12 protein-coding genes are annotated in these 12497 nt (G+C 64.9%); 7 read left to right on the forward strand and 5 right to left on the reverse strand.

Annotation, left to right across the window (positions count from 1 at the left end; genetic code table 11):
- Positions 1 to 151 precede the first annotated feature (151 nt).
- The 4 genes from SB764_RS03700 to kdgD all read left to right on the forward strand — a co-directional run bounded on the left by SB764_RS03700 (position 152) and on the right by kdgD (position 5004).
- Positions 152 to 1489: an MFS transporter gene (locus SB764_RS03700; RefSeq protein ID WP_183716161.1), complete on the forward strand. Its 1338-nt coding sequence runs from the start codon at positions 152 to 154 to the stop codon at positions 1487 to 1489.
- 37 nt (positions 1490 to 1526) lie between these two features.
- Positions 1527 to 2603: a lactonase family protein gene (locus SB764_RS03705; protein WP_074985793.1), complete on the forward strand. Its 1077-nt coding sequence runs from the start codon at positions 1527 to 1529 to the stop codon at positions 2601 to 2603.
- Positions 2604 to 2692: 89 nt separating this feature from the next.
- Positions 2693 to 4042, forward strand: a complete 1350-nt coding sequence (gene gudD, locus SB764_RS03710) for a glucarate dehydratase (RefSeq protein WP_074985718.1) — start codon at positions 2693 to 2695, stop codon at positions 4040 to 4042.
- 44 nt (positions 4043 to 4086) lie between these two features.
- Positions 4087 to 5004 (forward strand): 5-dehydro-4-deoxyglucarate dehydratase, encoded by a 918-nt coding sequence (gene kdgD / locus SB764_RS03715; RefSeq protein WP_065058900.1) that lies wholly within the window; start codon positions 4087 to 4089, stop codon positions 5002 to 5004.
- Positions 5005 to 5127: 123 nt separating this feature from the next.
- On the opposite strand, the gene SB764_RS03720 is transcribed toward kdgD, so the two are convergent.
- The gene (locus SB764_RS03720) at positions 5128 to 5388 is read right to left on the reverse strand and encodes an H-NS family nucleoid-associated regulatory protein (RefSeq protein ID WP_065058899.1); all 261 of its coding nucleotides are present in this window, start codon (positions 5386 to 5388) and stop codon (positions 5128 to 5130) included.
- Between the two features lie 132 nt (positions 5389 to 5520).
- Here SB764_RS03720 and SB764_RS03725 point away from each other — a divergent pair, with 132 nt between their 5' ends.
- Positions 5521 to 6594 (forward strand): hypothetical protein, encoded by a 1074-nt coding sequence (locus SB764_RS03725; RefSeq protein ID WP_373681642.1) that lies wholly within the window; start codon positions 5521 to 5523, stop codon positions 6592 to 6594.
- A 12-nt stretch (positions 6595 to 6606) separates the two neighbouring features.
- On the opposite strand, the gene SB764_RS03730 is transcribed toward SB764_RS03725, so the two are convergent.
- On the reverse strand, positions 6607 to 7317 hold the full coding sequence (locus SB764_RS03730) for a cytochrome b/b6 domain-containing protein (RefSeq protein ID WP_080180445.1): 711 nt from the start codon (positions 7315 to 7317) through the stop codon (positions 6607 to 6609).
- A gap of 166 nt (positions 7318 to 7483) precedes the next feature.
- Between SB764_RS03730 and SB764_RS03735 the strand changes: the two genes are divergently transcribed.
- Complete coding sequence (locus SB764_RS03735; RefSeq protein WP_065058897.1) at positions 7484 to 8083, forward strand: TMEM175 family protein; 600 nt, start codon at positions 7484 to 7486, stop codon at positions 8081 to 8083.
- A 79-nt stretch (positions 8084 to 8162) separates the two neighbouring features.
- Here SB764_RS03735 and SB764_RS03740 read toward each other — a convergent pair whose 3' ends face one another.
- Positions 8163 to 8723 carry a DUF4142 domain-containing protein gene (locus SB764_RS03740; protein ID WP_065058896.1) on the reverse strand — a complete coding sequence of 187 codons (561 nt, stop codon included), beginning with the start codon at positions 8721 to 8723 and terminating at the stop codon, positions 8163 to 8165.
- 455 nt (positions 8724 to 9178) lie between these two features.
- On the opposite strand from SB764_RS03740, the gene SB764_RS03745 reads away from it, so the two are divergent.
- Complete coding sequence (locus SB764_RS03745; RefSeq protein WP_065058895.1) at positions 9179 to 10240, forward strand: diguanylate cyclase; 1062 nt, start codon at positions 9179 to 9181, stop codon at positions 10238 to 10240.
- 50 nt (positions 10241 to 10290) lie between these two features.
- Here SB764_RS03745 and icmH read toward each other — a convergent pair whose 3' ends face one another.
- Both icmH and tssK read right to left on the reverse strand, forming a co-directional pair.
- Positions 10291 to 11076 carry a type IVB secretion system protein IcmH/DotU gene (gene icmH, locus SB764_RS03750; protein WP_065058894.1) on the reverse strand — a complete coding sequence of 262 codons (786 nt, stop codon included), beginning with the start codon at positions 11074 to 11076 and terminating at the stop codon, positions 10291 to 10293.
- Positions 11073 to 12419: a type VI secretion system baseplate subunit TssK gene (tssK, locus tag SB764_RS03755; RefSeq protein WP_065058893.1), complete on the reverse strand. Its 1347-nt coding sequence runs from the start codon at positions 12417 to 12419 to the stop codon at positions 11073 to 11075. Before tssK ends, icmH begins: the two co-directional genes overlap by 4 nt.
- Positions 12420 to 12497: the final 78 nt, after the last annotated feature.

Genomic DNA, 12497 nt, shown 5'->3' on the forward strand with positions numbered 1-12497 from the left:
CGGCAAATCTAGCCAATTTTCAGGGTAAACACCCAATAGAATCCCACCCGTCTCCTCCCTACAATGTCGTCAGACAACGTACCATGAAACGTACCATGAAGCGCCGCACACGGACCCCGATGCGCGGACGCCGCTCAGGAGACAAGCCCAGATGTCCATTCCCGCCAAGCGTCACGACGACCTGCTGGATTCGGCCAGCGCCAAGGTCATGCGGCACGTGCTGCCGCTCTTCCTGATCATGTTCATCGCGAACTACATCGACCGCGTGAACGTCGGTTTCGCGAATGCGCACATGGAGGCCGATCTGGGCCTCTCCGCGGCGGCCTACGGGCTCGGCAGCGGTCTGTTTTTCATCGGTTACGCGCTGTTCGAAGTGCCGTCGAACATGCTGATGCAGAAGTACGGCGCGCGCGCCTGGCTCACGCGCATCATGGGAACGTGGGGTCTCGTGGCGGGCGCGATGGCGTTCGTGCAGAACGACACCTCGTTCTATCTGCTGCGTTTTCTGCTCGGTATCGCCGAAGCGGGGTTCTTTCCGGGCGTGGTGTATTACTTCGCGCAATGGCTGCCGCAGCAGGCGCGCGGCAAGGCGGTGGCGGTGTTTCTGGCGGGCTCGGCGTTCGCCTCGGTGCTGTCCGGGCCGATCACGGGCGCGCTGCTCTCGGTGCGCGGTTTCGGCCTCGCGGGCTGGCAGTGGATGTTCCTGATCGAAGGCGCGTTCTCGATCGTGCTCTGCGGCGCGAGCTGGCTGCTGCTAAAGTCGCGCATTCGCGACGCGCACTGGCTCACGCACGACGAGCAGGGCGCGCTCGAAAGCTACATGGCGCGCGAACAGGCCGAGCGCGAAGCCGCGACCGGCGCGCACGTGCCCGTCATGCGCCTGCTGAAGGATCCGCAGATCGTGCTGTTCTGTTTTCTCTACTTCGCGATCCAGCTCACGATCTACGCGGCCACGTTCTGGCTGCCGACGATCATCCGCAAGATGGGCGGCCTGACGGATTTCCAGGTGGGCCTCTACAACGCGATTCCGTGGATGATCGCCATCGTCGCGATGTACTGCTTCGCGCTGCTCTCGGCGAAATGGCGCTTCCAGCAGGCATGGCTCGCGCTGGCGCTGGTGATTGCCGCGTGCGGGCTGTTCGCGTCGACCTCGGCGAATCCGGTGTTTTCGTTCGTCGCGATCTGCTTTTCGGCGATTGGCTTCAAGGCCGCCTCGTCGCTGTTCTGGCCGCTGCCGCAAGGTTATCTCGACGCCCGCGTGGCTGCCGCCGTGATCGCGCTGATCAATTCGCTCGGCAATCTGGGCGGATTCTTCGCGCCCGCCACCTTCGGCTATCTACAGCAGCACACCGGCTCGATCGCGGGCGGCCTGTATGGACTCGGCGTGACGTCGCTGATCGCCGCGGCCGCCGCGTTCCTCGCCCGCAACAAACCGACGCGCCGCGCGTTCGGCGACGAAGCAGAGTCCGTCCATCGTGGCGCACACTGAGGCTTTCGCCACGACCGCGACCACTGAGGAAACGCTCATGCAAGACCGCTACTTCGTCTACGTTTCGAACGCCAACGACGGCGAGATCGACGTGCTGCACCTGGACGCCAACGCCGCCACGCTCACGCCGCACGCGCGCACGGCCATCGCGCCGACCGTCATGCCGATGGCGCTCGCGCCCGACCGCCGCCATCTCTATGCCGTGACGCGCGGTTCGGACCTGCATCTGTATCGCTACGCGATCGATGCGCACAACGGCACGCTGACCACGCTCGGCCGCGCGCCGCTCGATTCGAGTTTCGCCTATCTGTGCGCCGATCCGCTCGGGCGCTTTCTGCTCGGCGCCTCGTACGGCGAGCATCGCGTGTGTCTGTATCGCACGCAGGACATCGACCAGGGCCTGGGCGGACCGCTGCAGACCGTGGAAGGGATCCAGAACGCGCATTGCGTGATCGTTTCCGCCGACGGGCACTTTGCGTACGCCTCGTCGCTCGGCAGCGACCGCGTGTTCTGCTTCGCGCTGGAAAACGAGGGGCGCCTGCGCGAGATCGGCGCCGTGGATCTCGGCAAGGGCTTCGGTCCGCGCCATCTGTGCCTGTCGCCCGACGAGAAGACGCTTTACGTGCTGAGCGAATTCCGCGCCACCGTGGCCGCGTTGACGCGCGACGCGCAAACCGGCGCACTTGCGCCCGGCCACGTCTCGCCGCGCGCCGCCGACCTCGCGCATCTGAACGACGGCTTCGCGCGCCCGAGTTCGTCGGACCCGGTGCAGCCCGATCCCGCCGAGCTGGCGAAGCTGGTCTGGGCCGCCGATATCCACGTCTCGCCCGACGGCCGCTTCGTCTACGCCTCGGAGCGCACGACCAGCCGCCTGCTCACGTTCGCCGTGCAGCCCGATGGCGCGCTCGACTACGCCGGTTTCGTCGATACCGAAACCCAGCCGCGCGGTTTCCGCCTCGATCCCTCGGGCCGCTTTGCGGTGGCCTGCGGAGAGAAGTCACCGCATGTCTCGCTGTATCGCGTCGATGCGCAGAGCGGGGCGCTCACGCTCGCCGCGCGCTGCGCGGGCGGACACGGCGCGAACTGGGTGGAGATCGTCGCCGCCCCGGCCTGATTTCGGCACATACCGTTTTGACCGACCGACTGGCGCGGGACGCTCGCCCGCGCCGCCTTTAAACAGCGCTTTCAAGCAGGTAAGCCTTCATGTCCACACCAACCGTCCAACCGAACGCCACGCCCGTCGTGACCGAACTGCGCGTCGTGCCCGTCGCGGGCCGCGACAGCATGCTGATGAATCTCTCCGGCGCGCACGGCCCGTTCTTCACGCGCAACGTCGTGCTGCTGCGCGACAGCGCGGGCAACACCGGCATCGGCGAAGTGCCGGGCGGCGAGGCGATCCGCAAGACGCTCGACGACGCGCGCGCGTTCGTGGTCGGTCAGTCGATCGGCAATCTGCAGGCGGTGCTCAACACGGTGCGCAAGCAGTTCGCCGATCGCGACGCCGGCGGCCGCGGCCTGCAGACCTTCGACCTGCGCACCACGATTCACGCCGTCACGGCGCTCGAAGCAGCGCTGCTCGATCTGCTCGGCCAGCATCTGAACGTGCCGGTGGCGGCGCTGCTCGGCGAAGGACAGCAGCGCAGCGAAGTGGAGATGCTCGGCTACCTGTTCTTTATCGGCGACCGGCGCCAGACCGATCTGCCGTACGCGAGCGGCGCCGACGGCCGCGACGACTGGGAGCGCCTGCGCACCGAAGCGGCGATGACACCCGAGGCCGTCGTGCGCCTGGCCGAAGCCGCCAAAGCGCGTTACGGCTTCAACGATTTCAAGCTCAAGGGCGGCGTGCTGGCCGGCGACGCCGAAATGGACGCGGTCACGGCGCTGGCCGAACGCTTTCCCGAGGCGCGCGTGACGCTGGACCCGAACGGCGCGTGGTCGCTGGCCGAAGCGATTCGCCTGTGCCGCGACCAGCACGACGTGCTCGCCTACGCCGAAGATCCGTGCGGCGCGGAAAACGGTTACTCGGGCCGCGAAGTGATGGCCGAATTCCGCCGCGCGACCGGCCTGCCGACGGCCACCAACATGATCGCCACCGACTGGCGTCAGATGGGGCACGCGATCCAGTTGCAATCGGTCGATATTCCGCTCGCCGATCCGCACTTCTGGACCATGCAGGGCTCGGTGCGCGTCGCGCAGATGTGCAACGACTGGGGCCTCACGTGGGGCTCGCACTCGAACAATCACTTCGACATCTCGCTCGCGATGTTCACGCACGTGGCCGCCGCCGCGCCCGGCAAGATCACCGCGATCGACACGCACTGGATCTGGCAGGACGGCCAGCGTCTCACACGCGAGCCGCTGCAGATCGTGGGCGGCAAGGTGCAGGTGCCGCAGAAGCCCGGCCTCGGCATCGACATCGATCTCGACGAACTCGACAAGGCTCACGCGCTGTATCAGCAGCACGGACTCGGCGCGCGCGACGACGCGATCGCCATGCAATACCTGATTCCCAACTGGACGTTCGACCACAAGCGTCCGTGCCTCGTGCGCTGAACGCAGGCTCGCCCGATATCGCCATCATCACAGGATCCCCGACCATGACCACGCCGCAAGAACTCAAGCAGATCGTTTCCGAAGGGCTGCTGTCGTTCCCCGTCACCGACTTCGACGCGCAAGGCAATTTCCGCGCCGATACCTACGCCGAGCGCCTCGAATGGCTCGCCCCGTATGGCGCGAGCGCGCTGTTCGCGGCCGGCGGCACGGGCGAATTCTTCTCGCTCACGAAAAGCGAATACTCGCAGGTCATCAAGACCGCCACGGAAACCTGCAAGGGCAAGGTGCCGATTCTCGCGGGCGCGGGCGGCGCGACGCGCGTGGCCATCGAGTACGCGCAGGAAGCGGAGCGCAACGGCGCGCAAGGCATTCTGCTGATGCCGCATTACCTCACGGAAGCCTCGCAGGAAGGCATCGCGGCGCACGCGGAGCAGGTCTGCAAGGCCGTGCCGAAGATGGGCGTGATCATCTATAACCGCGCGAATTCGAAGCTCGGCCCGGACATGCTCGAACAGCTCGCCGACCGTTGCCCGAACCTGATCGGCTTCAAGGACGGCGTGGGCGAGATCGAGGCGATGGTGACGATCCGCCGTCGTCTGGGCGACCGCTTCTCGTATCTCGGCGGCCTGCCGACAGCGGAAGTGTATGCGGCGGCGTACAAGGCGCTGGGCGTGCCGGTGTATTCGTCGGCGGTCTTCAACTTCATTCCGAAGACGGCGATGGACTTTTATCGCGCGATCGCGGCCGATGACCACGCAACGGTCGGCAAGCTGATCGACGACTTTTTCCTGCCGTATCTGAAGATCCGCAATCGCCGCGCCGGTTACGCGGTGAGCATCGTGAAGGCGGGCGCGAAGCTCGTCGGCCACGACGCGGGTCCGGTGCGCGCGCCGCTCACCGACCTCACGGCCGAGGAGATGGAGCAGCTCGACGTGCTGATCAAGAAGCTGGGCGCGCAGTAAGCTGGCCGATCAGCTCGCATCGCAGGAAAAAAAGCCCGCGAACCGTGATGGTTCGCGGGCCTTTTTTATCGTGCGCGCACGCGTTTATTTCAATCGTTTATTTCAACGGTTCAACGCAGATTTTCAATTTGCGCCGGAGCCGCCGAAAAGATCGAGATTGCCGTGGTCGGCATCTTGCGCGGACGCATTCTTGCGCGAACGGGCCGCGCCTTTTTTCTCGCGTTTCGCGCGCGGTTTGCCGAACAGGTCGTCCGGCGTGAAACCGAATTCGGCGATGGCGGCGCGGGCGGCCGCGAGTGCTTCGTCGGCCGCCTCGGCGCGCAACGCATCGATACGCGCGTCGAGCGCACGCTTTTCGGCGAGCAATTCGAGGTAAGTTGCCATGTGCGGTCGTGTCGAATGAAGTGAACGGGATCGCCCGATTTTACGTCAAGCGGCGCACGCGAGGCATGTGACTTGCTAGCTGCATCGGCTGTTGCCTCACCGACGACCGAAGCCGACATGATTTCATTTCGCCTGCTGCCGCGGCGCCGCCTGATCGCCGCTCTGTGTCCACTCCTCATGACGTCCGGCTGCGCCTGGTTCGGTCCGCACATGTTGCGCACCGATCAGGTCGATTACGAACGCGCGCTCGGCGACGCCAAGAAACGCGAGATGCTCGCGACCATCGTCGGTTTGCGTTTCGGCGATTCGCCGTCGTTCGTCGCGGTGAGCCAGATCATCGCGTCTTACACGTTCGAGGCCAACGCGGGCGCGATCGCGGAGGGCGGCTCCAGCACGGCGGGCACCAGCTACGGCCAGGCGAGCGTGGGCGCGACGTACTCGAATCACCCGACCTTCACCTTCGTGCCGACCACGGGCGAGGCGCTCGCCACGGGCTATATTCGCCCGCTGCCGACCGAACTCGTGCTGCCGCTCGCGGACAGCGGCGTGCCGATCGACCTGCTGCTGCGCCTCTCGGTGCAATCGGTGGGCGGCCTGCAAAACGCCGCGCCGCTCGGCGGCCCAACGAGCGACGGCAGTCCCGGCTTTTTCGAACTGCTGCGCGCATTGCGTCGCCTGCAACTCGCGGGACAACTCACCGTCAGCTACAAGGAAGATCCGGTGGATCACTCGCATCGCGTGACGATGACACTCGGCAGCGAAGACGCGCCGCCCGAAACGAAAGCCGATCTCGACGACGTGCGCCGTCTGCTGAAACTCTCGCCGGTCGTGCGCGAATATCCGGTCGTGTACGGTCCCGCGAACGGCGACGGCCGCAGCATCCGCATGGTGACGCGTTCTGTGATGGGCATTCTGACCAATCTCGGCGCGCAGATTTCCGTGCCCGAAGACGATGTGAAGCGCGGCGCGACGATTCCCACCGTGCATCTGATCGGCGGCGAAACGCGGCCCACGATCATCGTGCACGTGGGCAGCAAGGCGCCGCCCGATGCGTATGCCACGATCGGTTATCACGACGCCACTTACTGGATCGAGAACGACGATTTCGATTCGAAATACGCGTTGACGGTGCTGCAGAATCTGATCGCGCTCTCGCAGGCGAATCAGGATCAGAAGGCGCCGATACTCACGGTGCCGGCCGGCTGACGCGCCCGAGCGTCACAGATACATCGCCAGCAAGGCCGTCACGAGCGCGGCGCAGCCCATCAGCAGCGCCGCGAGCCAGAGCGAGGCGCGCGCGGGCGCACGCACCGTGGCGGGCAGACGCTTGCGGCCCGTGAGCATCGGGCCGAGCAGATTGTGGCCCTTGGCGAGCGCATAGACGCCGATCGCGCAGACATGCAGCACGACGGCGATGGCGAGCACATCCCAGCCGTAGGCATGCAGCGCCGAAATCGCGTTCGCGAATGCGGCGCTCACGTACTCCGAAAGCGGGCCTTCATCCTCGATATCGTTGTTGACGTAGAGACCGCTGAGCGTTTCGACGAACAGCAACGCGAGCAGCAACAGCACCATCCAGCCGCCCGCCGCGTTGTGGCCCACCTGGGTGTCGGGCTCGCGCCGCAAGACGTGGCGCAGATGCCGCCACGCGGCAAGCGGCGACGCCACGAAGCGCCCGAAGCGCGCGGTCTCGCTGCCGAACCCGCCCCATAGCAGACGGAACAGCACCAGCGCGAGCAGCGTTTCGCCGGCGCGCACGTGCAACTGCATCCAGTTGAAATGCTGCGAAATCCACGCGACGCCGACGAGCAATACAGCGAGCCAGTGAAAGAGCCGGGTCGGCAAGTCCCAGACGCGCACGCTGCGCGAGGGTGCAGCGGCGTCGGTTGCGTTCGCGGGTGGGGCGGTGGCGCGTCGGTCGGTATCCATGGGCGAGCCCGATTCGTCAGACGATGTAGCGCGCCGCTTACGGCGGCATCGGGAGATTATCGCGCGATGGCGGCAGGACGTAGCATCGCACGCCGGTTTCAGCGATACTTCGGCAATACTTTCGCGCGCCTTACTTCGTCTGCGAACCCCTCGAATCATTGAGCCAATGAACAAGAACCGACTCGAAGCGTTCAGCGATGGCGTGCTCGCCATCATCATCACGATCATGGTGCTGGAACTCAAGGTGCCGCACGGCGACAGCATCGCGTCGCTCGCGCCATTGTGGCCGACGTATTTGAGCTACGTGCTCAGTTTCATCTACGTGGGCATCTACTGGAACAATCATCATCACATGATGCACGCGGCGCGCAGCGTGAACGGTACCGTGCTGTGGGCGAATCTGCATTTGCTGTTCTGGCTTTCGCTGCTGCCGTTCACCACGGGCTGGATGGGCGAAAATCATTTCGGGCGCTGGCCGACCATGCTGTATGGCGTGAATCTGCTGCTTTGCGCGATTGCCTATGTCGTGCTGCAAGGCTGCCTGGTGCGCTATCACGGTGCGCAAAGCGCGCTGGCGCAAGCGCTCGGACGCGATTACAAAGGCAAGTTGTCGGTGGTGGGATATCTGTTGGGAATCGGCTGTGCCGCTGCCGATTACGCGCATTTCGGCGCGCTGTTTTTCCTGCTCGTCGCGCTGCTGTGGCTCGTGCCCGACCGCCGCATGGAACGTCTCGTGACGGCTGCGCACGACCATCCGGAAGCGTAAAAGACGCGCATGACAGAATGCGAGGCGGCGCACGAATGCGCGCCGCCTCGCCGATCCTGCGCTCACGCGCATGCTTTCATCAGCCCGCCAGATGCTTGCGCGCGGCCAGCTCCTTTGCCTTGGCGATATCCGCCTGAATCACGGGCAACCCTTCGGTCGCGGCCTTCTTCAAACCGGCATCGCGACCCGATGCAATTTCCGCCTGAAATGCCGAGAGCGTTTTTTGCTGGCCGGCCAGCGCGACCTGTTCGATATAGGTCTTGTCGAAATCGGCGCCACGCAGATTGTTGATGCTCGAGAGCACGGCGGCGTCCGGATCGTCGCGCGGGACGTCCACGCCGCGCGGACTGGCGGCGCGCATCGAATTCGAGAGCTTCGTGTAGTCGGCGACCAGTTGTTCCGCGAAGGCCTTCACTTCGCGGTCGGTCGAACGCGAGTCGGCAATACGCGCCGCGTCGCGCTGCGTGGCGACGGTTTGCGTGCCGTCCGCGATGAACGATTTGTCGGCGGCATGCAGTTCCTGCGTGGCGCCCGCCGTCGTGGCTGCCGGCGCGGCGGTTTGCGCGTGAGCGCTCACGGAGAGCGCGAGCAGCGCGGTGGCGGAAACACTGGCGAGCGAGGCAAGCGAGAGGCGATTCATGCGAACTCCTTTTCTACGTGATTTCTACGTCATTGGTATCGATTACGCCCACGGCATTCGCGCGCTGCCGCATGCACCGTGCATAGGCGTGCAATGTCCGCGTCGAGTGTCGTTGGCGGCCGCTGGCGGTCTTGCTGCGCAACGGTTGAAGCATTCTAGGAAGGCGTGGCGCGTACAGGTGCAACGATCACGTCGCTTCTGTAACGGTTGGTAAGAACGGGCTTGGACGCGCCCTGAGTGGGGTGAATTCATCGCGACGTCATGCGATGCGGGGCCGTCGCGATCCACACACATGGACGTCCGGTTGCGCGGGCATCGATCGTGCGCTCATCGCACGCATCGAATAGCCCTTATTTTCAGGGGGAAAACCCGAATTCTCCACGGCGAACGCTGTCGCCGATGGCACAATACATGCATAGATCCTGCGCGACAGCAGGACATTCGAGAGACCGAGAATGTTACCCAGCACGAATCCGATGGCGGGCAAGGGGAGGCGCTTCGTCGAGCGCAGTTGGCGATTGCGCGTCGGCGGGCGTGTGCTCGCGTTTTTCTGCATGGCGTCGGTATTCGTGCAGCAGGGGCGCGGCGCGCCGTTCTGGGTGCTGCTCGTCATCGACTGCCTGATCTGGCCGCATATCGCGCGGCGTGCCGCGCACGCGTGGGCCGTGCCGTATCGCGGCGAACGCCTCAATTTGATGGTCGATTCCGCAATGGGCGGCGTGTGGGTGGCCGCGATGCGATTCGATTTGCTGCCGAGCGCATTGATGCTCGTGATGTCGGGCATGGACAACATGGCTTCGGGCGGCATGCGGCTGTTTCTGCGCGGCGTGCTGGCGAATCTTGCGGGGCTGGCGGCCGGTCTGCTGATGTTCGGCTTCGCGTTCGAGCCCGGTACGCGCTTGCCCACGCTGCTCGCGTGCCTGCCGTTTCTCGCGATTTATCCGCTTGCGCTGGGCCTCGCGGTGTATCGCATCTCGCGCAAGCTCGCCGAGCAATCGCGCATGCTCGAAGGGCTGAGCCGCACCGACGGCCTCACCGGTCTCTTGAATCGCCGCCATTGGGAAAATCTGCTCGTGCGCGAATTCGAACGCTGCCGCGCGACGCGCTATGCATCGTCGCTGCTGCTCATCGACCTCGACCATTTCAAGGACGTCAACGATACGCGCGGGCATCAGGCGGGCGACGCCGTGCTAAGCGCGTTTGCGGGGCAACTACGCGAGCATTTTCGCGCGAGCGACAGCATTGGCAGGTATGGCGGCGAGGAATTCGGCGTGGTGTTGCCGGGCGCGACGCTCGCCGAAGCGCGCACGGTCGCCGAGCGTTTTGCGCGCGCGGTACGCTTGCAGGCGAAGGACGCGGACAGCGTGTGCCCGTGTACGGTGAGCATCGGCGTGGCGCAATGCGACGAGGCGATGAACGATCACGCCGCATGGCTCAAGCGGGCCGATTCGAGTCTGTATCGCGCGAAGATGACGGGTCGCGATCGCGTGGTCGCGGAGCAGGGCGAACCTGCGTGAGAGCGATTCCAGCCCGTGTTTTCAGGGCTGAAATCGCCATCGGGTCGACATCAAGGCAGCGAGATCGTGAGATTGGCCGATTGCGGGCCGAGCTTGACGATCTGCGTGTAAGGCGCGAGCGTACGCAGCGTGTTGTCGCGCAGCCACGTGCTGAGACCCAGCCATCCGAGCACGCCGACGAGCGCGAACACCGCGCCGATCGTCCAGAGCGGCACTTCGCGCTTGAGGCGGTGCACCACTTGATCGGGCAGCGGCCAATGCGGGGCGAACGGCGCGCGCTTGCCCTTCATGTGCGCGATTTCGTCGCCGATGCGCGCGGTCAGATAAGCAAGCTTCTCCGGCCCTTCGAGCATGTATTTGCCCTGAAAACCGAGCAGCAGGCACATGTGAAAGACTTCGAGCGATTGCAGGCGCGCGGCGCCTTGTGCGCGACATTGCTCGAGATACTGGAAGAACTTCTCGCCCGCAAGCTGTTCGCCGAACAGCGTGAGTTGCAGCGGACGGCGCTCCCAGTCCGCGCGAATGCGGAACGGCGAGGACAGCACCGATTCGTCGATCGCCGCGCAGAACGCGAACTTGGCCGCATAGACGTCGTCGGCGGAAACATTCAGCTTTTTCGCGCCGCGCTCGAAGTCGCCGAGAAACTGCTGCACGCGTGCGCTGAACTCGGCGGCGTCACCGGGCTCGCGACCGTTTTTCAGCAGAAACAGCATGAAAAAGCCATCGTAGAGCAGGTCGAGCAGCGAGCGCACCTGATAGGCGGGATCGCCCACCGGCGCTTGCGGCGTGACGGGCGGCGGCGCGACGTCGCCGAAAAGGGAAGGCGCGTTGGTCATGACGTCACCGCAATCAGTTCGAGTTTGAGATCGTTGATGCCCGAGGGCGTGTACACCATCGCCGACTGCGCCTGAATCATGCGCTCATAGAGCGCGCTGCGCGATTCGAGCGCGAAATAGCAGGCGCCCGGGCGCACCGGAATGGCGGGCGGCACTTGCGGCGTGTAGACGAGACGCACGCCGGGCATGGCCGAAAGCACGAGCTTGTCGACGTCGTCGGGCGCGCCGACCTTGAAGCGCGCGGGCACGGCATCGACCAGATCGACGGCGGGCATGTCGGCCGAGACAGCGAGATAGAACGTGGTCTTGTCGTCGATCTTGCCGGAGTCGAGGCGACCGATATGGAACGACGCGCGCACTTCTTCGAGCGCAATCGCGAAGTACTGCGTGGAGATCACCGTTTCGAGCAGATCGCGCAGGATGGCGTCGAGGCGCGCAAAACCCGGGCCCGGATCGTCGTGACGATAAGCGGGCAGATCGGCGAGCGTGTGATTCTTCGAGAACGTGAGCAACTGGCCCGCGAGACGCAGCTCTTCCTGGAAGAGCCGTTCGGGATGCAGCGCCGCGTGCTGGTACAGATGCGCGAGCGTCGCGAACGCGCCGCTGGCCGTGTGCAACAGCCAGAACGACGCGATATCGCCCGAGCGGAATTCGATGATGTTCTTGGTCGGCTCGCGGTGGAAACCGTAGAGCGCGTTGACCTTCGCCTGCAGTGCGTCGATCAGGCGGCGCAGGCGCTGATGCAGCAGCGGCGACGCCTCGATGGCGAGGCTCGGCGGCACGAAGCTCTCGTCGGCCTCGAAACCCGACGACGCCGTGCGGCGCACGCGCACCACCGGCACCGACAGCAACTGGTCGCGCGGCTCGGTGTGCGCAACGAGCTTCACGTTGTTCTTGAGGAACGTGATGTCGGCCTGCGCGGCGTCGGTGTAATGATCGGCCACGCTCGACTGTTCGCTCACGTAGCGCGCAATAAAGCCGTCGTCGCGATTGGCCGAATAATTCGAGCCGTTTTCGCGCACCTGATGCAGCGCCAGATAGAACGTGAATTCGTTGATGCCTTCGGGCAGCGTGTCGAGCGCGACGGGCGGCGGCAGGTCGTCGGCTTGCGGCGCGGAGTAGAGCGTGCCGTCGGGAAACACGAGCGACAACTCGCTGATGCGCAGAATATTGCTGCCAAGCGAGTCGTGATCGATACGGATCGAGCGCACGCCCCAGTTATATGGCTGGATCGCCTGGATCGACTCGAAGAGCCGCGCTTCGTGATAGGCGTCTTGCCGCTGGAAGTGCTGAGGCCTGAGAAACAGGCCTTCCCCCCAAAGCACTTTCGAGGAATAGCTCATGTTGATTCAGCGTTATGCGTCGATCGGGTCGTGCCTGGCGTGCGAGCCGCCGGCTGACTGAATTGGTTAAAGAGGTCC

This window comes from Paraburkholderia sp. SIMBA_027 (genome assembly GCF_046535315.1).
Lineage (GTDB): Bacteria > Pseudomonadota > Gammaproteobacteria > Burkholderiales > Burkholderiaceae > Paraburkholderia > Paraburkholderia tropica.